Origin of the sequence: [Clostridium] citroniae WAL-17108 (genome assembly GCF_000233455.1) — a bacterium.
GTDB classification, from domain to species: domain Bacteria; phylum Bacillota; class Clostridia; order Lachnospirales; family Lachnospiraceae; genus Enterocloster; species Enterocloster citroniae.
This window is the reverse complement of the sequence record NZ_JH376431.1, coordinates 56,280-75,122: the sequence shown is the minus strand read 5'-3', so window position 1 is coordinate 75,122 and position 18,843 is coordinate 56,280. Positions and strand designations below refer to the sequence as shown.

The 18,843-nt window shown below is 51.2% G+C and carries 18 protein-coding genes and 1 riboswitch; of the genes, 16 read left to right on the top strand and 2 right to left on the bottom strand.

The genetic code is table 11. From position 1 onward, the window contains the following. Positions 1-53 precede the first annotated feature (53 nt). The 5 genes from HMPREF9469_RS27230 to HMPREF9469_RS27210 are packed head-to-tail and all read left to right on the top strand — an operon-like array spanning position 54 to position 5,841. On the top strand, positions 54-1,445 hold the full coding sequence (locus tag HMPREF9469_RS27230; protein ID WP_007870004.1) for a glycoside hydrolase family 32 protein: 1,392 nt from the start codon (positions 54-56) through the stop codon (positions 1,443-1,445). Beyond that, positions 1,442-1,834, top strand: coding sequence for a VOC family protein (locus HMPREF9469_RS27225; protein ID WP_007870001.1), 393 nt, complete (start codon positions 1,442-1,444; stop codon positions 1,832-1,834). Before HMPREF9469_RS27230 ends, HMPREF9469_RS27225 begins: the two co-directional genes overlap by 4 nt. Positions 1,835-1,863: 29 nt before the next feature. Then, positions 1,864-2,478 carry a YesL family protein gene (locus HMPREF9469_RS27220; protein WP_007869998.1) on the top strand — a complete coding sequence of 205 codons (615 nt, stop codon included), beginning with the start codon at positions 1,864-1,866 and terminating at the stop codon, positions 2,476-2,478. Positions 2,479-2,492: 14 nt separating this feature from the next. Further along, positions 2,493-4,298, top strand: a complete 1,806-nt coding sequence (locus HMPREF9469_RS27215) for a cache domain-containing sensor histidine kinase (protein WP_007869996.1) — start codon at positions 2,493-2,495, stop codon at positions 4,296-4,298. After that, positions 4,267-5,841: a response regulator gene (locus HMPREF9469_RS27210; RefSeq protein ID WP_007869993.1), complete on the top strand. Its 1,575-nt coding sequence runs from the start codon at positions 4,267-4,269 to the stop codon at positions 5,839-5,841. Before HMPREF9469_RS27215 ends, HMPREF9469_RS27210 begins: the two co-directional genes overlap by 32 nt. A 63-nt stretch (positions 5,842-5,904) precedes the next feature. Here HMPREF9469_RS27210 and HMPREF9469_RS27205 read toward each other — a convergent pair whose 3' ends face one another. Continuing rightward, on the bottom strand, positions 5,905-6,264 hold the full coding sequence (locus HMPREF9469_RS27205) for a helix-turn-helix domain-containing protein (RefSeq protein WP_007869990.1): 360 nt from the start codon (positions 6,262-6,264) through the stop codon (positions 5,905-5,907). A 29-nt stretch (positions 6,265-6,293) separates the two neighbouring features. Then, entirely contained in the window at positions 6,294-7,130 is an 837-nt protein-coding gene (locus HMPREF9469_RS27200; protein ID WP_007869987.1) for an EcsC family protein, read from the bottom strand. A 150-nt stretch (positions 7,131-7,280) separates the two neighbouring features. On the opposite strand from HMPREF9469_RS27200, the gene HMPREF9469_RS27195 reads away from it, so the two are divergent. The 11 genes from HMPREF9469_RS27195 to HMPREF9469_RS30855 all read left to right on the top strand — a co-directional run bounded on the left by HMPREF9469_RS27195 (position 7,281) and on the right by HMPREF9469_RS30855 (position 18,750). Further along, complete coding sequence (locus tag HMPREF9469_RS27195; protein ID WP_007869981.1) at positions 7,281-7,718, top strand: MarR family winged helix-turn-helix transcriptional regulator; 438 nt, start codon at positions 7,281-7,283, stop codon at positions 7,716-7,718. Continuing rightward, positions 7,708-9,063: an MATE family efflux transporter gene (locus tag HMPREF9469_RS27190; protein WP_007869978.1), complete on the top strand. Its 1,356-nt coding sequence runs from the start codon at positions 7,708-7,710 to the stop codon at positions 9,061-9,063. Before HMPREF9469_RS27195 ends, HMPREF9469_RS27190 begins: the two co-directional genes overlap by 11 nt. Before the next feature lie 100 nt (positions 9,064-9,163). Beyond that, positions 9,164-10,342 (top strand): glycosyl hydrolase family 18 protein, encoded by a 1,179-nt coding sequence (locus HMPREF9469_RS27185; protein WP_007869975.1) that lies wholly within the window; start codon positions 9,164-9,166, stop codon positions 10,340-10,342. Between the two features lie 111 nt (positions 10,343-10,453). Beyond that, a complete protein-coding gene (locus HMPREF9469_RS27180; RefSeq protein ID WP_007869971.1) occupies positions 10,454-11,137 on the top strand; it encodes a GyrI-like domain-containing protein in 684 nt (227 codons plus the stop codon). Then, on the top strand, positions 11,134-11,907 hold the full coding sequence (locus HMPREF9469_RS27175; RefSeq protein WP_007869968.1) for an inositol monophosphatase family protein: 774 nt from the start codon (positions 11,134-11,136) through the stop codon (positions 11,905-11,907). Before HMPREF9469_RS27180 ends, HMPREF9469_RS27175 begins: the two co-directional genes overlap by 4 nt. Positions 11,908-12,024: 117 nt before the next feature. Then, entirely contained in the window at positions 12,025-13,011 is a 987-nt protein-coding gene (locus HMPREF9469_RS27170; RefSeq protein WP_007869965.1) for a diaminopimelate dehydrogenase, read from the top strand. A 93-nt stretch (positions 13,012-13,104) separates the two neighbouring features. Beyond that, a riboswitch (NiCo riboswitch) is annotated at positions 13,105-13,200 on the top strand. Between the two features lie 59 nt (positions 13,201-13,259). Further along, positions 13,260-14,228 carry a cation diffusion facilitator family transporter gene (locus tag HMPREF9469_RS27165; RefSeq protein ID WP_007869962.1) on the top strand — a complete coding sequence of 323 codons (969 nt, stop codon included), beginning with the start codon at positions 13,260-13,262 and terminating at the stop codon, positions 14,226-14,228. 59 nt (positions 14,229-14,287) lie between these two features. Continuing rightward, positions 14,288-16,321 (top strand): molybdopterin-containing oxidoreductase family protein, encoded by a 2,034-nt coding sequence (locus HMPREF9469_RS27160; protein WP_007869960.1) that lies wholly within the window; start codon positions 14,288-14,290, stop codon positions 16,319-16,321. A gap of 68 nt (positions 16,322-16,389) precedes the next feature. Continuing rightward, a complete protein-coding gene (locus HMPREF9469_RS27155) occupies positions 16,390-16,596 on the top strand; it encodes a DUF378 domain-containing protein (RefSeq protein ID WP_007869958.1) in 207 nt (68 codons plus the stop codon). Positions 16,597-16,818: 222 nt separating this feature from the next. Beyond that, positions 16,819-17,841 carry a GGDEF domain-containing protein gene (locus tag HMPREF9469_RS27150; protein WP_007869956.1) on the top strand — a complete coding sequence of 341 codons (1,023 nt, stop codon included), beginning with the start codon at positions 16,819-16,821 and terminating at the stop codon, positions 17,839-17,841. 15 nt (positions 17,842-17,856) lie between these two features. Continuing rightward, the gene (locus HMPREF9469_RS30855) at positions 17,857-18,750 is read left to right on the top strand and encodes a DUF1266 domain-containing protein (protein ID WP_007869954.1); all 894 of its coding nucleotides are present in this window, start codon (positions 17,857-17,859) and stop codon (positions 18,748-18,750) included. Positions 18,751-18,843 lie beyond the last annotated feature (93 nt).

The window sequence follows — 18,843 nt, the reverse complement described above, 5'->3', positions numbered from 1 at the left end:
GAGTACCGGGAGATCCCAAGAGTACACGATAGAAAAAAGGAGGATGTTATACTATGACAAAATTATATTATCAGCTGCCGGGAACCTGGTTTGGAGACTGTATGCCCTTTGGACATGGGGATCAGTTCTATCTCTACCACCAGAGGGATACCAGGAAGCCCTGCCCCTTTGGGGAGCCGTTTGGCTGGGATCTGAGCACCACTTCGGATTTTGTGCATTATGAGGACAGGGGGGTGGCCATTCCCAGGGGCAGTGATGAGGAGCAGGATCAGTTTATTTTTGCCGGAAGTGTGTTTGAGGCGGAAGGCATGTACCACATTTTTTACACCGGCTACAACAGGGACTATCCAAAAGCAGGAAAGCCCTCCCAGGTGCTGATGCACGCGGTCAGCCAGGATCTTGTCACCTGGACCAAGACAAACGAAGCCCTTACGTTTACACCCCAGGAGGGGTATGATCCGGATGACTGGCGCGACCCGTTTGTCATCCGCGACCAGGAACGGGAGGAGTATCTCCTGATTCTGGGTGCCAGGAAGATGGGGCCCAAGACAAGACAGAGCGGAAGGACGGTATATTTTACCTCAAAGAATTTAAAGGACTGGGAATTCCATGGAGATTTCTGGGCCCCGGACCTGTATACCATGCATGAGATGCCGGATCTGTTCCGGATCGGTGACTGGTGGTACCACATCATTTCCGAGTACAGTGATAAGAACAAGATCGTTTACAGGATGGCTAAGAGCATCCACGGGCCATGGATCGCACCGGTGGATGATGCATTTGACGGAAGGGCATATTATGCGGGAAGGACATTCTGCCTGAATGGACAGAGGATCCTTTTCGGCTGGGTGCCTACCAAGGAGAACTGTGACGACAGGGGGAATTTTGAATGGGCAGGCACTTTTATGGCCCATGAGATCTATCAGAGAGAGGACGGAACACTGGGAGTCAAAGTGCCGGAACCGGTGTGGAACGTATTTAATACAGCAGAACCGGTGGCGGACTGTATCATGGATTCGCCGTCCAGGCGCAGTACGTACACGGCAGCGGAACACACAGGCGATCTGTTCCGGTTTGAGGCGGACGTGGAATTTGGGCAGGGGACCCGCTCCTTCGGCATCCGGCTTTATGAAAATGAAGATACGGAGGAAGGATATCAGTACATATTCCATGTGGGGGAAAACAGGTATGAGTTTGAAAAAAATCCCAACTGGCAGTGGCCCGCCCACATGAATATGGGCCTTTTGCGCCCCATTAAGCTGGAAGCGGGCAGAACCTACCACATCAGGATGATCGTGGATGACACCATAGCCACTCTGTATGTGGATGGGGTTGCGCTAAATGCCAGATTTTATACAAAGCCGGGCGAAGCATTGAAGCTGTTTGTCACGGACGGAACCCTGAAGGCAACAAATATTTCCTGGGCAAAGGGGATGAAGGAATGATATTGGAGAACCGGAGACAGGGACACATCGGGCTGGCGACAAACGACCTGGAAAAGGACAGGGAGTGGTATATAAGTCTCGGCTTCAGGGAGACGGGCAGTTTTCTCACCCCGGCCGGGGAAAAGGTATGTTTCCTGGACAATGGGTACACGGTCTATGAGATGTACCAGCCATGCCGTCCTGTGGCGGGATCGGCGGCGGGAAAGATCGACCACCTGTCCTTTGTGTCCCATGATATAGAAGCGGATTATAAGACAGCGCTGGAACAGGGCTATCAGATCTGCACCAACGGCATTGAGCAGATTGAAACCTTTTGGAAAAAGGGGATACGGTATTTTAAGCTGGAAAGCCCCACAGGGGAAATGATAGAATTCTGCCAGATTCTGTAAGGGTAAGCACATACAGGAGGGGGATGTGTATGAACGCTATATTTGGTGCCAATGGATACCTGACCACTTTGTTGGAACGGACGGGGATGATGATCAAACTGAATCTGATCACGATTTTGTTTTCACTTCCGGTTGTAACTGCCGGGGCGGCAGTTACAGCCATGAATTATGTTTCCATGAAGATCGACAGGGGGGAGGAGGGATACATCCTGAAGGATTTTTTCAGGGCGTTTTCCCTTAATTTAAAACAGGCCTCATCTATCTGGATTTTCATGCTGGGTTGGATTATAATAAATCTCATCAGTGTGAGAATGATAGGGACCAGCGGGCTGACATTCCCCAAGGCAGGTATCTGCGCATGGGGTGTTCTGAACCTGACAATTACGATCGTCCTGGTTTATGCATTTGCTGTCCTGGCACGGTTTGAGGAGCCAAATGCAATGATCCTGAGACATGCCTTTGTGCTGGCCTTTTATCATATTCCGTATACGGTTGCAATTATGATGGCTCTTGTGCTGCCTGTGGTTTTCCTGTCTCTGTTCCCCCAATGGTTTCTGCTGCTTTTTATCTGCGGATTCTCTTTGCCGGCAATGATCTCAGCCCATTTTTTTAACCGTATGTTCCTGAAATTTGAAAGAGTATGAAGGCGGAGAAGGATATGGCCCTTAAAAACCTGTCCATGCGCAACCGGGTATTTCTCTATTTCTCAGCAATTATGGCAGTGTTTACCGCGCTGTCCGGGATGGTGACGTACAAACTGGCCGAGAATATATTGATGGAAAAGACCATTAACCAGACAAGCGAGACCATTCTCCAGATGTCTGACACATATGACTTTTATATGAAGGGAATGAAGGACAGCCTAGCCTGGGTCTGCAATTCCGAGGTACTTCAGGAAGAATTGTGCAATGGTGTGGTCAACAGAAATGATGACTACACCAGTTATGACAGCAACATACGGATCATTGAACGGATGATCGTCCAGGCGTATTACAGCTACAGCGTCAGCGAGATTGCTGTTTACAGTAATGAAGGGGATGCGTTCCTGGTCCCGTTCAGGGAGACGGGGATCGATATAATGCCCCGGGAGCTTCATGAGACCGCAAAACAGGGTAAGGGAAGGCCTGTTATTGTAAATGACAGCGGCCGGGAGGACAGCTTTCTGGTGGTCAAGCAGATCAAGGATTCCCTGACCATGGAAGACCTGGGCGTGGCTGTCATGGGACTCAGAAAGGATTATCTAAAGAGCCTTACCAACAACGCTGATTTTTCCTCCAAGGGCACCATCATGCTGCTGGATGAAAAAAAGGAAAGTTTATTTAATGATGGAAGGTTTGATGGTGCAGATGAATTGACCGGGAAAATGACTGGATTCAGCGGATATTTTCCTTATGAGACAAATGGCGGGCAGTATGTGGCCATCTATCACCAGTCGGATAATACCAACTGGACCACCATTGGCCTGGTTCCCATGGTAGTGCTGATGGAACAGCTGGCACCCTTTAAGATCCAGGCGTTTCTGCTGATGATCGTATTTCTGCTGATCTCCCTTGCGGCGGCCAAGGCCCTTGCGGACCGGATGATCCGCCCTGTGGAGGATATGTCCAGGGCGCTGGTAAAGTTTGCCGAGGGTGATTTTTCAGTGCGGATTGCAGAATACAGTGAGGATGAGATGGGGAAGCTGGGACATGTTTTTAATGAGACCATCCGCCAGGTGGAAGGGCTGATCGACACTGTGGTGGAGAGCAAGAGCCTGGAAAAGGAACTGGAGTTCCAGGCCCTGCAGGCTCAGATCAATCCCCATTTCCTGTACAATACCATGGATATCATCAACTGGATGGCCTACGAACATAAGGAGACGGAGATCTGTAACATGGTTCAGTCCGTCAGCCGCCTCATGCGCCTGAGCATCAGCCATAAAGCCGGAAACCTGACGCTGGAACAGGAGATCAGCTATATCAGGGATTATCTTTACATTCAGAAGGTGCGCTATGGGGAGCGTCTGGAGGTGCTGTACCAGATCCATGAGGAAGTAAATAAGCAGGTGATCCCCAAGTTCACCATCCAGCCATTGGTGGAGAATTCCATTGTCCACGGACTGGAGGGAAGCGATGGGAAGTGTCTGGTGCTCATCTCAGCCCGCAGATGCGGTGAAACGGTGGAGATCCTTGTGAAGGATACAGGAAGGGGGATCGATGATGAACGTATGAGGGAGCTGCGGGATCCCCAGGAGATAAAGACCTCCTCCAGCAGCCCTCATGCCCATATCGGGCTTTATGCGGTTGACCAAAGGATCAAATATCTGTTTGGGGTCCAGTATGGGCTGACCATCCAATCCAGGCAGGGGGAGGGGACTGCCATAACCATAAGGATACCTTTTACGGATGGAAAGGACCTGGATCTGAGCTATGGGGAGGTGATGAGGAGAAGGCATGAAGAGACTCAGGGTAATGATATTGGATGATGAGGAGCGCATTCTCCATGGGCTGGAACGGTTTGACTGGGAAGCCCATGGCTGCGCATTGTCTGCCAAGGCAAAGAACGGGGCAGAGGGTCTGGAAAAACTGGAGGAGGCCCGGCCGGATATTATTGTCAGCGATATTAAGATGCCGGTCATGGGCGGGCTGGAGTTTGCAAAGGAGGCCAGGAAACGGCTGCCAGAAGTGCAGATCATTCTTTTGACTGGTTACGATGAATTTGAATATGCCAAATCCGCCATTGGAATAGGGGTGCGTGAATATCTTTTAAAGCCCTTGAATTTTGCAGAGCTGTCCGGCCTGCTGAAACGCCTCTGTATGGAACATGAGGATGCCAGACTAAAGGAGCAGAAGCTGGCGGAGTTCATGGAGCGTTACCGCATCGCAACACCGGTCATACGGCAGCAGTATGTGGGGGACCTGGTAAGAGGCAACATACGGGACCGGAAGGAAATCGAAAAGCGTATGGAATCCATTGACGTGACCATTGAGAACTATGTGTGCGTTAAGGCAAGGGTATATAAGAGCAGGCCCATGGAGAGCTGGCTGCGGGAATTTGCGGTCATGAACATGGCGGAATCCATGGCATGCGGATATTGCCAGGACCTGCTTACCTGCATGGACGGAGCGGATTATTGTCTGGTGGTAATCTTTGTAGAGGGTGAGAGTGAAAGACGGTGTGCGGATACATGTGTAAAATTCTGCGAGGAATTGCAGAAAGCAGTGGGAAGCACCCTGGGAGAGGAAATCTGCTTTGGAATCTCCCTGACAGACCGCAATCCATGTAATATTCCCCATTTGATGGAGGAAGCCTCTGCGGCCTGTGATCAGAGCTCGTTTTTGGGAAATGACAGCATTGTCCAGTACGCGGATATCCGGAACAGGCAGAATGACTGGAAAACCTCAGATGGACAGAAGAGAAGGATCAACACCCTGGTGTCCACCGGAGATATTGACGGGATCGAGGAGATGGTACGATCCATATTTGGCCAGGATGAGGATTGGGGGGATGGGGTTCGGATCCGCGCCATGGACCTGCTCTGTTCCCTGATCCTGTATTCAGAGCCGGGAAAAGCGGCTAATACAGCCAAGCTGCTTCACGAGAGCACGGAGCGGATTTACGGAGCCAAGAATGCCGGGGAAGTTAAACGGTATGTGTTGAAGCTCCTGGTCATACTGGCCAACAGCAATAAGGAGAGGACCAATGATAAGAATCAGTCCTTTGTGGGAAGCATGCTGGGATATCTGGAACTGCACTACAAAAACGACATTTCCCTGGATGAACTGGCGGATGAATTCCACGTGAGCAAAAACTATGTTACCCGCCTGCTCAAGCGGTATACGGGCAAAAGCTTTTCTGAGAATGTGCTGCGGATCAGGATGAATAAGGCGGTGGAGCTTATAACATCAACGGATTACAGTATTTCCAGGGTTGGGGATCTGGTGGGATATCATGATACCAGCTATTTTATCCAGGTGTTTAAGAAGCAAATGGGGGTAACTCCCAATGATTATAAACGGTTGTATTAGATTTACAGGACTGAAGGAATAAGGGGTGCTGCGGCGATGGTTCTTACCATCCTGCAGCACCCCTTATTCCTTTAACTTATGGTCCAGCCAGTTCCTGTCAACTTCAAGGATCATGGCAGCCTCGTCCAGATCATGGGAATGCTCCAGCACCTCCCTGATATACTGTTTTTCAAATTCATCCGCCGCTGTTTTCAGGGGCTTGAACTGCAAAGCAGATAGGGAGCCGGATGAGCAGGTGGAAAAATGATAATTTTCCCGCAGCAGATCCTCGGTTATGACTGGCGCATCCTCCAGTACATAAAGCTTTTCCATGAAAATCGGAGGCGGACTGGCAGGGGCGGAGACCGTGGAGTTTTGGGGGACCATAGGCAGGATGGAAAGAAATTTTGGTGAACCGGGAAAACCTGTCTGTAACTGGTACATCTTAGCGCCATTCCCACGCCATATTAGTGCTATCCTTCATTTTGCGGGCCGCGTCCTAACAGGAACCGCCGCCTGTATTTCAGGTCCGCGTAGTCTGTGATTTTTTTCAAATACACGGCATCAAAGGCTCCGCCCACGATCCCTGCAATGGGGATCCCCTGCAGGAATTTCATGTATAAAAGCTGGTGGGAGAGAGCTTGGGCGGTCAGGCGCATCTGCGCCTTTTTTTCGTGGATGGATGTTTCTGCTTCACCTGTCATACGGATGCTGCCGTCACCGCCATGATTCTCCGCAATCAGCTGATTTACTTCCCCGTCCGCCCGGACAGCCATCTCACCTGGTAAAAGGGGAACCCGGATCAGCTTTAGGATAAAGCATTGTTCCCTCACCGTATCGTAAGAAAATCCGTAGTTCAATGCAATCTCGTAAATAGATTTAAGAAGCATTCCCGTAAACAGCGGAATATCGGGCAGCCCAATGCCAAGGGCGCCAAGCCCGATTCCGCTGGCGCCGGAGGCCAGGAGGTTGACCGCCCTGCTGTTTTGCGCGCGTTTGGAAAATGCTTTCAGATTCCGCCTGCTTTCCTTCAGGCTCACCGCGTACGCGCTGACCTTGTAGGCCGTCTCCCGATCCTCTTTGCGGTATGTTTTTTCTATGATGGGAGTGCCTTTTTCAAACACCACCTCAAATGCTTTGTAGAACGCCGTATCAAGGGTGGAGGACAGCTTAGGGGGAACAAGATGCTCCAGACGGCGGTTCAGAACGGATTCTTTTTCCATAGCAATTTTTTTGAGAAAACGCTCCTCCCGCCTTTGTAATCTGGCCCATTCTGCTTCAAGGGCTGTTTTTTTGTGGAAGTTCTTCATAGGATCACCTGTCTTTTCAAAATATGATACTATCCAACATAATACCACATAACGGACTTGACATCCATACCATATGCCACTATAATAGTTGAATGTTACAACTGTTGTATTATACAAACGTTCAGCGATCCATGGGATCCGGGAGGAAGGATGAATCAGTATACGGGAATATACCGCCGCTGTGAATTGTTGTTTATACGGAACGAGTTAGAACGATTTGGACTTCAACCGCTGGAGGGGAAGGTCCTTAATTTTTTGCGCAGGGGCAGCTGCACCCAGGAGGATGTGTGCGCCCATTTTGACATGGACAAGGGCAGGATCGCCAGAAATCTGTCGGAGCTGGAGGAAAAGGGGCTGGTCTGCCGGGTGGTCAATGAGAAGAATAAGCGGCAGAAGCTGGTGAGCCTGACAGCGGAAGGTGAGAAGGTTCTGGCGGAGACAGACAAGATATTCATGAGATGGGACGCAATCTGCTATTCCGGCTTTACGGAGGAGGAGCGGTCCCTTCATCAGGATTTTGTAAGACGTATTGCTGAGAATGCAATGAAATACCGACACAGACAAGGAGGATGTACAAATGATCAATAACCTGACAGAGGGAAAGCCTTTAAAACTTCTGTTTTTCTTTGCAATACCCATGGTGGTGGGAAACCTGTTCCAGCAGCTCTACAACATGGTGGACTCTATGGTGGTGGGCCGGTTTGTGGGCGAGGACGCCCTGGCCGCGGTTGGCTCATCTTTCCCCGTGGTATTCCTGTCAGTGGCAGTGGCGGCCGGTTTGTCCATGGGATGTACGGTGGTGATCTCCCAGTTTTTTGGGGCGGGAAAGATAAGGGAGATGAAGGTAACTGTATCCACCGCCCTGATCTCATTGGGTGTCATTGGGCTGATCATAATGGGAATCGGTGAACTGGCAGCAGGCCCTCTGCTGAAACTTCTGGGAACAGATCCGGATATCATGGCTGATTCCCTGGCCTATCTGAGGATCTATTTTGGAGGAGCCATATTCCTCTTTTTATACAATTCCCTGAATGGTATTTATAATGCATTGGGAGACAGCCAGACACCCCTTAAGTTTCTTATGGTGTCAGCCCTGACCAATATTGTACTGGACCTGCTGTTTGTCATTAAGTTTAATATGGGAGTGGCAGGCGTTGCATGGGCGACACTGATCGCCCAGGGACTTTGCGCATGTATTTCATTTTTTGTACTCATAGGGCGTTTAAGGAAGATGGAAAATGAACCCTCAGCCAGAGGAGCTGCCTTCGCCTATTTTGATATGGATGCGGCCAGGAGGATTGCCAAGGTGGGCGTTCCCTCCATGCTTCAGCAGTCCATCGTGTCGGTGAGTATGATGATGATGCAGGGACTGGTCAACTCCTACGGCAAGGTGTTTGTGGCCGGTTATACAGCGGCCACCAAGATCGACACCCTGGCCATGCTGCCCAATATGAACTTTTCCAATGCCATTTCCAGCTATACGGCCCAAAACATCGGCGCGGGCAAGATGGACAGGGTGAAGCAGGGATATAAATCATGTATGTTTATGGTATTTATCTTCTCACTGATCATCACCACCCTGATCTACCTCTTTGGCCCGCAGCTTCTGGGGCTGTTCCTGAACCAGGGGGCGGAGGGAAGCGCCATGAGTTACGGCCTTAAGTACATGAAGACAGTTTCCGTGTTCTATCTGCTGATGGGCGCACTGTTTGTGGGCAATGGTCTTTTGCGCGGAGCCGGGGACATGGGCGCATTCATGCTCAGCTCCATGGTCAACCTGTTTTCGCGTGTGGCCATCGCATACCTCCTTGCGCACTACATAGGCGCCAGCGCGATCTGGTGGTCCATTCCCACCGGCTGGGCCTTTGGATTTATATTTTCCTTCCTGCGGGTAAAGAGCGGGAAATGGATGTCAAAAAGTCTTGTGGAATAAAGTTCTGCGGAATAAAGAGAGTCCCATCACGCATAATTTACGAATGAGAACCCGCTGCTGCTGCATATAATTCTATAAATACAGGCAGAGGAGCAATGCCTTGGAACTATATGTGGTAAAACAGGGGGACAGTGTGGACTCCATTGCAAGGACTTTCAACATTTCCACCCAGACCGTGATCTGGGATAATCAGATTGAATACCCATACCGCCTGGCCGTTGGCCAGGCTCTTTATATTTCAGATGGGAATCCTGTCCATGATAGGACGCCTCTTTACACCAGTGGGTACGCATATCCCTTTATTGATAATGAGGTACTGGAGGAAACCCTGCCGTTTCTGGATGGACTGAAGGTATTTTCCTATGGGTTCACCCTGGAGGGAGAGCTGGTACCGCCCATGACGGATGATGCCTGGATGATTGAAAAGGCGCGTCAGTGGGGGACACGGCCCATACTGACGCTGACTCCGTTGGGGGAAGACGGGCATTTTAACAATAACCTTGTATCCGGGCTGGTCAGGGATCATGAGCTGCAGCAAAGACTTATATGGGAGTTGGGACGCACCATGCAGGAAAAGGGATTCGGCGGCCTGGACATTGATTTTGAATATGTGCTGGCAGATGACCGGGAGGGATTCGCAGCCTTTGTAAGCCTTGCAACAAGGGTGATGAACCTGTTCGGCTATCCTGTCTCAGTGGCTTTGGCCCCCAAGACATCGGCGGAGCAGAGAGGGCTTTTGTACGAGGGCATTGATTATGCGCTGTTGGGGGCGGCCGCCAACCGGGCCATGCTGATGACATACGAATGGGGGTACAGCCAGGGGCCGCCCATGGCCGTGGCACCCATCAACATGGTGAGACGGGTGGTGGATTATGCCATAACCGCCATCCCCAGGGAAAAGCTGAGCCTGGGGATTCCCAACTATGGGTATGACTGGGCCCTCCCCTATGAGAGGGGAGTGACAAGGGCCAGGACGATCAATAACAGGCAGGCGGTGCAGATCGCCATTGATTTTGGAGTGGATATCCGGTTTGACGAGACTGCCATGTCTCCCTATTTCCGGTACTGGCAGTATGGGATCCAGCATGAGGTGTGGTTTGAGGATGTCAGGAGCATCAAAGCCAAGTTTGACCTGATCAAGGAATACGGGCTTTCCGGGGCCGGTTATTGGCAGCTGATGAGTTTCTTTCGGGCCAACTGGCTGATGCTGGACCAGATGTTCTATATTGAGAGGGAGTGGCAGGTGATGGAACGGCTGAACTCAGTGGATGGGGCATAATATAAGACCTTCCTTTTGTTTGATCCATTTGACTTTTTCACAGACGGATATTAGAATGAAAAGGTATACAAAAAGAAAAATATTCTAGTAAAACAAAGGAAGGTGACTGCAATGCCGTTTGACTTTAAAAAGGAGTACAAAGAATGTTACATGCCAAAGGACCAGCCTGAGCTTGTTACGGTTAAGCCGGCCAGGTACATAGCTGTCCGCGGAAAGGGCGATCCCAACGAAGAGGGGGGAGAATACCAGCGCGGGGTGGGGATTTTATATGCAGTCGCCTATACCATAAAGATGAGCTATAAGGGACCCTACAAGATCGATGGCTTTTTTGAGTATGTGGTTCCTCCTCTGGAGGGCTTCTGGTGGCAGGACGGCGTTGATGGCGTGGATTATTCGGACAAAAGCAGTTTTAACTGGATCAGCGTGATCCGGCTGCCGGATTTTGTGAAAAAAGAGGACTTTGACTGGGCGGTAAGGGAGGCGGAGAGAAAGAAAAAACTGGACTGTTCCCTTGCCGAATATCTTACCATAGATGAAGGACTGTGTGTCCAGATCATGCACCACGGCGCATATGATGAGGAGCCAGCCACCGTTGCCAGGATGGATGGGTACATCGCCGCCAACGGCTATGAAAACGATTTAAGCGCCACCCGCCTGCACCATGAAATCTATCTTTCCGATCCCAGGAAGACCGAGGCTTCCAGGCGGAAGACAGTGATCCGGCATCCCGTAAAAATGGGTGCGGAGGAGACTCCGAGAGTACACATAGAAAGACAGGAGGACGTAAGAAGATGAAGGTTGACGCGGCAAAGATAATGGAGCTTGCAAGGACGGTAAAGCCCCTGTTTTTAGACCATGAGGGGGCATCCAGGATCCAGGTTAAGGGGGTGGCGGATTTTGTGACCCAGGTGGATCTCCAGGTGCAGGAGATGATACAGAAGGGGCTTAGAAACTTGTATCCGGATATCCAGTTTATGGGGGAGGAAAAGGATAACAGTGAGATCGACTTTTCAGGAGCTGTGTGGATCCTGGATCCTGTGGACGGAACCACCAACCTGATCCATGACAATAGAAACAGCGCGCTGTCACTTGCGCTCTGTGACAACAGGCAGTTGGAACTGGGGATTATTTACCAGCCCTACACGGACGAGATGTTTTATGCGATCCGGGGAGGAGGGGCATGGCTCAATGGAAAACCCATCCATGTAAGCGGTGTGGACACCATGGAGAGAAGCCTGATCGCCATTGGCACCAGCCCCTATGACCACCAGCTGGCGGACAGGAATTTCCAGGATTTTAAACAGGTGTTTCTGCGCTGCTCCGATATCAGGAGGAACGGATCTGCGGCCATAGAACTTGCCCATGTGGCCTGCGGCCGCACGGATGCTTATTTTGAGAGGGTGTTAAGACCCTGGGATTTTGCCGCTGGAATGCTGATGATACAGGAAGCTGGAGGAAGGGTTACCGGTTACAATGGTGAGGATCCGGATGTTTCAGTGCCCAGTCCTATTGTGGCCAGCAATGGCCTGATCAGCAAAGAACTGCTGTCGATCCTGTCAGCCTGAAAAAAGTAAGTACAGTAAAAGACCAGGATTATACTTTAGAGAAAAAAACTTGCCATTCACCTTTAGCTATAGTATAATTTACAAAAATTAAAAACATATGCAAAAGGAGTGTTATACATGGCGATCAGAGTGGGAATTTTAGGATACGGCAACCTTGGAAGAGGCGTGGAGTGTGCGGTCAGGCACAATCCGGATATGGAACTGAAGGCTGTTTTCACCAGGAGGGATCCGGCGGGCCTTCAGATCCTTACGGAAGGGGCAAAGGTTTTATCAGCAGAGGATGCTCCCTCCATGAAGGATGAGATCGATGTTTTGATCCTCTGCGGCGGAAGCGCCACGGATCTTCCTGTGCAGACGCCCCAGATGGCGGAATATTTTAATGTGATCGACAGCTTTGATACCCATGCCAATATTCCTCAGCATTTTGACGCGGTGGACAGGGCTGCGAGGGCAGGCGGACATATAGGAATCATTTCCGTTGGCTGGGATCCGGGCATGTTTTCACTGAACCGCCTGTATGCCAGCGCTGTCCTTCCGGGCGGCAGGGACTATACCTTCTGGGGCCGGGGCGTAAGCCAGGGCCATTCGGACGCCATCCGCCGCATCCATGGGGTGAAGGATGCAAGGCAGTATACCATTCCGGTGGAGGAAGCGCTGACAGCGGTGAGAAGCGGGAGCTGCCCGGAGCTTACCACCAGGCAGAAGCACACAAGGGAGTGTTTTGTAGTGGCAGAAGAGGGGGCGGATCTTAAGGCCATTGAAACGGCCATTGTGACCATGCCCAACTATTTTGCAGACTATGATACCACGGTACATTTTATCTCGGAGGAGGAACTTCTCCGTGACCATGCAGGGATCCCCCACGGAGGTTTTGTCATCCGCACAGGCAAGACAGGCTGGGAGGATGAGAACAGCCATGTGATCGAATACAGCCTGAAGCTGGATTCCAATCCTGAATTTACAGCTTCCGTGATCGCGGCCTATGCAAGAGCCGCCTACCGGTTGAGCAAAGAAGGGCAGACCGGATGCAGGACTGTGTTTGACATTGCGCCGTCTTACCTCAGCGCCCAGGAGGGGGAAGAACTTAGAAAGCACCTTCTGTAAACCTATATAGCACAAATCGAATCATTCCATCATACCTTAATACAAACGGATATAAACCGATATATCCGGATCCATTGCACTGCATATAGAGCTACAGTACAATCTGAACAGGCCTGATATGGAATGAAACCATAAAGGAGCCGGGCCGCAACATGCGGCAGCAGGTAGGAAAGCACCTGTGGGACAGTCGTTTACTCGTATTGTCCCGCAGGTGTTTTTTATTGTTTTAATTGGGAGGAAGTGGTTGGATGAGACGGATGTGCATACTGCAGAAGATTCAACAGAGATTACAGCGGGGCCTTCGGGGCCAAGGGAATGGAGGGCGTACGGACAAAGACCTGGCTTTGCATGTGTCCTGGATCAGTATCCTGGTCAATGTTGCCCTTACTATTGGAAAATTGTCGGCCGGTATCCTGGCCCATTCCAATGCAATGATATCGGATGCGGTCCATTCCGCATCGGATGTGTTCAGTACACTGATCGTAATGGCCGGAGTGACTATGGCGGCAAAACAGTCGGATAAAGAACATCCCTTTGGACATGAACGGATGGAATGTGTGGCGGCCCTGTTTTTGGCAGTGGTCCTTCTGGCCATTGGGGCGGGTATTGGGTTTGGAGCGGTGAGGACCATTTTCTGGAATCACGGGACCGCAGCTGTGCCGGGATTTTTGGCCATGGCTGCGGCCGTGGTCTCCATCGGCGTGAAGGAATGGATGTACCGGTATACGAAAAAGGCTGCCTCAGAGATCCGCTCAGGCGCCCTGATGGCGGATGCCTGGCATCACCGCTCAGACGCACTGTCCTCCATCGGAGCCCTGGTAGGGATCGGCGGGGCGCGTCTGGGAATACCCCTTATGGATCCGGCCGCCAGCCTGGTCATCTGTATTTTCATAGGAAAGGCGGCCCTGGATGTGTTAAGGGATTCCCTGAACCAGATGGTGGATAAAGCATGTGATGATGAAACCTCGGATTCCATTAGGATGGCGGCTTTAAGGTCTGACGGTGTGGAGCGGGTGGACGGACTGAAAACACGCCTGTTCGGGCCAAAGGTATATGTGGAGATCGAGATAGCGGTGGACAGGAACATGAAGCTGGAACAGGTCCACCATATTGCGAAAAATGTTCATGACGCAGTGGAGGAGGAATTTCCTCAGGTCAAGCACTGCCTGGTGCAGGTCAACCCTCTTTCGGAGGAGGGGGATGAAAGATTGGTTTGACGGATGAGGAAAAACTATCTATACTTAACCATGGATAACATGGTTAAGGGAGAGATAAGATGACAGAGTTAAGACATACCCAATGGAAGAAGACAATATGCCCTTATGACTGTCCCACGTCCTGTGGTTTGCTGGCGGAAACAGATGGAAGGCATATCCTGAACATTAAGGGGGATCCGGAGCATCCGGCCGCCAAAGGACTGATCTGCAGGAAAATGCACCGGTATATGGATTCCATCCATTCCCCGGACCGGATCCTCACCCCTCTGAAACGGACAGGGGAAAAGGGGGAGGGGAAATTCATGCCCATCACCTGGGAGGCGGCAGTAGATGAGATAACCGGAAGGTGGAAAGAAATCCTTAAGGAGGAAGGCGGAAATGGAATCCTTCCCTTTTATTACTCCGGGGTCATGAGCGTGGTCCAGCGCAAATGCGGGGATGCCTTCTTTAACAGGATGGGCGCCTGTTCCCTGGTGAAGACCCTGTGTTCTTCGGCCAAGGGGGCGGGATATGAGGCGGTTATGGGCCATACCGGCTGTCTGGATCCCCGTGAGCTTTGTGACAGTGATCTTCTCATAGTCTGGGGCAGCAACATGATGGCTACCAGGCTTCAGGCCATGCCTGCTTTAAAGGCGGCCAGGGGCGGGGGAAAGCGTGTGGTGCTCATAGAGGCCTGTGGGGAGGATATGGCGCCCTATTGTGACCAGATCGTCCTCATACGGCCCGGCACGGACGGGGCCCTGGCTTTGGCCATGATGCATGTGCTTGTAGAGGAGGGACTGGAGGACAGGGAGTTCCTGGAAGAATATGGGGAAGGATTCCCGGAATTTAAGGATACACTGAAGGACTACACCCCAAAGTGGGCGGAGGAGATAACCGGCATTCCCGCCTTGGTGATCCGTTCCCTGGCTCTGGAATATGGCCGTGCATCCCGTCCGGCCATCATACTGGGGAGCGGTCCGTCCCGCTACGGCAATGGGGGGATGACCGTGCGGCTGATCACCATATTGTCTGTATTCACCGGGGCATGGGGAAAACCGGGAGGCGGCCTGTGCGGCTGCAGTCCCACGGCAGGTCCCTATGTGGATGACGCTTTGGTGACCAGACCGGATTTTAGGAAGACGCCGGGCAGGAAGGTAAACCTTAATCTGCTGGGGAATGCGTTAAATGGGGACAGGAACAATGTTCCTGTAAAAAGCCTCTATGTATATGGCAGCAATCCGGTGGGGTCGGTGTGCGGCCAGACCCAGGTGATCAAGGGACTGAAGCGGCCGGATCTGTTTACGGTTGTCCATGAACGGTTTATGACAGACACGGCCCGGTATGCGGACATCATCCTGCCTGCCGCATTTTCCGTGGAGCAGTCGGACTGTTACCTGGCCTACGGATACTGTACCTTCGGGACTGCCTATAAACTGACGGAGCCTGCGGGACAGTGCAAAAGTAACTGGAATACCTTTTCTATCCTGGCTCAGGCCATGGGATATGAGGAGGAGTATTTTAAACGGTCAGAGGAGGAGATGGTAGAGAAACTGTTAGAGGAGCCGGGCCCGGGTCTGGGGCGTGTGTCCGGCGAAGAGTGGGAAATACTGAGAAAGGGCGGCGTCATATCCACCCCCTTTGCAGACCACAGGCTGTTTCGCACAGCTTCCGGGAAGATCATGATCGTAAATCCCAAGCAGCCAAACCCCATGCCCTGCTATCTGCCTGCCCACGCAGGAGTATATCCCCTGCGGCTGATCGCGGTGCCAAGCCAGTACACCCTGAACTCCATTTTCCTGGACAGGGAGGAACTGACCGCCGGACGGGGGGCCATGAAACTGATGATCCATCCTGTTGATGCGGACAGCCGGAGAATCCGGGACGGTGATCCGGTTATTGCCTTTAACGAACTGGCAGAGGTGGAATTTACTGCCCGGGTGACAGAACTGGTTGCTCCCGGCACGGCTGCGGCTGCGGGAATTTATTCCATGGCTTCCCGGGGAGCCGGGCTGCTGGTCAATGCGCTCCACCACCAGAGACTATCGGATATAGGGGAGGCCACCACTTTAAATGATAATAGGATCGATATCCGTTCAGCAGTAAATGTATAAAATTCCATTTTCAGGTACATACTGTAACTGGGTATAAGCCAAATGTCCAAATAAGGAGGTTAACATCTATGGGAAATAAGGCTTTAGATTGTACCGCCCTGACAGTAAGCCTGATTGGGGCAATCAACTGGGGACTGGTAGGATTCTTTAATTTCAACCTGGTATCGTGGATTTTTGGAAACACTTCCTGGATTACCAGGGTCATTTATGCGCTGGTTGGTCTGTGCGGACTGTATCTGATCACTTTTTACTCACGAACAGGACAGGAAGCATAACTGGATACAGCAGAACAGGAACCTGTAAGGCGCGGGGAAAGAAACCCTAAGCCGCGGGTTCCTGTTTTTGTTTTACTGGGCGCTTCCCATATTTCCTGGTAAATCATTACATTTTCCTGAATTTTTTGCCCGCCGTATGTCTATGGATTATAATATGTGCTACAATAGAAAACAACATAAAGTCTGACAGATATATGGCAGATCAAGACAGGGGGTAGAAATATGAGCCAGTATTTATGCCCTGCTTCAGCGCACGCCAAAAAGAACAAGCTGGAACAGGGGAATATACGATTTTATTCTGAGAAGGAGACAGACTGGCTTACAGGACTTTATAACAGGGAAGCGATGGCCCAGAGGATTACTGCATACATAAGGAAAGGGCTTTCCGGTACCATGATCATGCTGGACCTGGATCATTTTAAACAGGTAAATGACAGGTATGGACATATGGCAGGAGACCGGCTCCTTCAGAGCGTTGCCGCGGTTCTTAAAAAAATGGCCGGAAGCAACAGTCTGGTTGGAAGGGTCGGCGGTGATGAGTTTCTTATCTTTATCAGCAGCGATATGCCGCAGGAGGAGCTGATGGGCAGGTGCCGGAGGATCAGAGAGAGGTTTCAGCACGTTTATCTGAGCCAGTCCACCCTGATCCATCTCAGCCTGACCGTATCCGGCGTGACCAGCACCGGGTTTAAGCGGTACGAGGATATGTACGACTGTGTGTGCAGGAAAGTAAGGGAGATCAAGCGTTCCGAAAAGCAGGAAAAGGAACGGGGAAACGGCCCTGTTCGCAGAAAGCCGGAACTGGTGGAACCGGATATGAGCCTGATTGCAGATGACCTGGGGGAGGATGACCGGGGACCCGGGGCATACTGCCAGGATTACGAGACATTTAAACAGGTATACCGTCTGACCGAACGCAGGCTTCGGAGGGAGATCAGGGGAGTATTTCTGATCCTGTTCACTCTGACGGATCAGGACAAATGTTTTCTTGACATGGAACGGCAGGCCAGGGAGATGGAGCGGCTGGGGGACGGGATCAGGAAAAGTCTTCGCATGGGGGACTTGTATACCCGGTACAGCAGCTGTCAGTACCTGGTCATGGTGTCGGATATTAATGAGGAAGAGGCTGTGATGATCGCACGGAGGATATCGGATGTTTATTACGGCGGGCAGGAGAATGACGGCAGTGTAATACTGCGCTGCAGCTATCCTTTAAAGCCGGAGGATAAAGGATGGAGCGTTTGAGTGGGGAGGCGGGAAATGAAGGGTAAGATAAAAGCAGGAAGGATTTTTGTACTGGCCATACTATGTTCGCTGGCCCTGTGCTTTACCGTGTATGGGAACTGGAAGAACGAGGGCGGCCAGTGGCACTACTATGACAACAATGGGCAGATGGTAAAGAATGATTTTAAAAAGTCGGGGGATACCATGTTTTATCTGGATGAGAACGGAAATATATCCAAGAATTGTGAAAAGGTGATCGGAAACTATCTGTATCAGTTTGACGAACAGGGGAAATTTACCCGCTCCAAGCTGGGAACGGACGGACAGCCCGAGTACCTGGAAGGTGATTATGCCCTGAATCACCGGCAGCAGTATCTGAACAAGACGGCCAATCCATATAATGACGATCAGGTGGTACAGTGGTTTAATGCCACCTATGCCATCCTGACCAAAAGCAACAGCTGTAATATCCGCGCTTACGGCGGTACTCTGATGCTGTCGGGAGTCGAGGGGGAGGACGGGGCTTCCTCGGATGCATATACAAAGGAACAGAACCGGAAAATGCTGTCTTCCAGTTGGGGTGTCACTGACAGGGCCAGCGCGGACGCTGTTCTGGAACGATTGCTGGAATCGGGCGGAGCTACAGGCTCCGCATGGGATTACAGCCGGGCGATGTCCAATCTGGGGTTTTATTATCTGGCCGGTTACTATACCATGGATGAAGCCATGAACCGCTCCCTGGAGGTGGCAAAGACGATCCAGTCCACCTACCACTCATGGGATGAGTTTATATCCAGCTATCTGGCCGGTTACAATGCGTGGGCCGGAAGGGAAGCAGAGGGCCGTGAGTCCATTTATAAAGGGCTTAAGGGAAGCGCCTTTAATCCCTATGCGGTGGATTGGAATCTGGAACTAAAAAAGACCTGGTAGGGGGAGAGTACTGGAATTCATGGATGAGATCCGCGCCTTCCGGGGACCTTCCTTTGCCTGTGAGAAGTAAGATCAAGAGAAAAATGAAATAAA

Excerpts from the sequence above, each read along its gene's own strand:
- HMPREF9469_RS27230 (WP_007870004.1), top strand. The coding sequence starts at position 54 with ATGACAAAATTATATTATCAGCTGCCGGGAACCTGGTTTGGAGACTGT.
- HMPREF9469_RS27225 (WP_007870001.1), top strand. The coding sequence starts at position 1,442 with ATGATATTGGAGAACCGGAGACAGGGACACATCGGGCTGGCGACAAAC.
- HMPREF9469_RS27220 (WP_007869998.1), top strand. The coding sequence starts at position 1,864 with ATGAACGCTATATTTGGTGCCAATGGATACCTGACCACTTTGTTGGAA.
- HMPREF9469_RS27215 (WP_007869996.1), top strand. The coding sequence starts at position 2,493 with ATGGCCCTTAAAAACCTGTCCATGCGCAACCGGGTATTTCTCTATTTC.
- HMPREF9469_RS27210 (WP_007869993.1), top strand. The coding sequence starts at position 4,267 with ATGAAGAGACTCAGGGTAATGATATTGGATGATGAGGAGCGCATTCTC.
- HMPREF9469_RS27205 (WP_007869990.1), bottom strand. The coding sequence starts at position 6,264 with ATGTACCAGTTACAGACAGGTTTTCCCGGTTCACCAAAATTTCTTTCC.
- HMPREF9469_RS27200 (WP_007869987.1), bottom strand. The coding sequence starts at position 7,130 with ATGAAGAACTTCCACAAAAAAACAGCCCTTGAAGCAGAATGGGCCAGA.
- HMPREF9469_RS27195 (WP_007869981.1), top strand. The coding sequence starts at position 7,281 with ATGAATCAGTATACGGGAATATACCGCCGCTGTGAATTGTTGTTTATA.
- HMPREF9469_RS27190 (WP_007869978.1), top strand. The coding sequence starts at position 7,708 with ATGATCAATAACCTGACAGAGGGAAAGCCTTTAAAACTTCTGTTTTTC.
- HMPREF9469_RS27180 (WP_007869971.1), top strand. The coding sequence starts at position 10,454 with ATGCCGTTTGACTTTAAAAAGGAGTACAAAGAATGTTACATGCCAAAG.
- HMPREF9469_RS27175 (WP_007869968.1), top strand. The coding sequence starts at position 11,134 with ATGAAGGTTGACGCGGCAAAGATAATGGAGCTTGCAAGGACGGTAAAG.
- HMPREF9469_RS27170 (WP_007869965.1), top strand. The coding sequence starts at position 12,025 with ATGGCGATCAGAGTGGGAATTTTAGGATACGGCAACCTTGGAAGAGGC.
- HMPREF9469_RS27165 (WP_007869962.1), top strand. The coding sequence starts at position 13,260 with ATGAGACGGATGTGCATACTGCAGAAGATTCAACAGAGATTACAGCGG.
- HMPREF9469_RS27160 (WP_007869960.1), top strand. The coding sequence starts at position 14,288 with ATGACAGAGTTAAGACATACCCAATGGAAGAAGACAATATGCCCTTAT.
- HMPREF9469_RS27155 (WP_007869958.1), top strand. The coding sequence starts at position 16,390 with ATGGGAAATAAGGCTTTAGATTGTACCGCCCTGACAGTAAGCCTGATT.
- HMPREF9469_RS27150 (WP_007869956.1), top strand. The coding sequence starts at position 16,819 with ATGAGCCAGTATTTATGCCCTGCTTCAGCGCACGCCAAAAAGAACAAG.
- HMPREF9469_RS30855 (WP_007869954.1), top strand. The coding sequence starts at position 17,857 with ATGAAGGGTAAGATAAAAGCAGGAAGGATTTTTGTACTGGCCATACTA.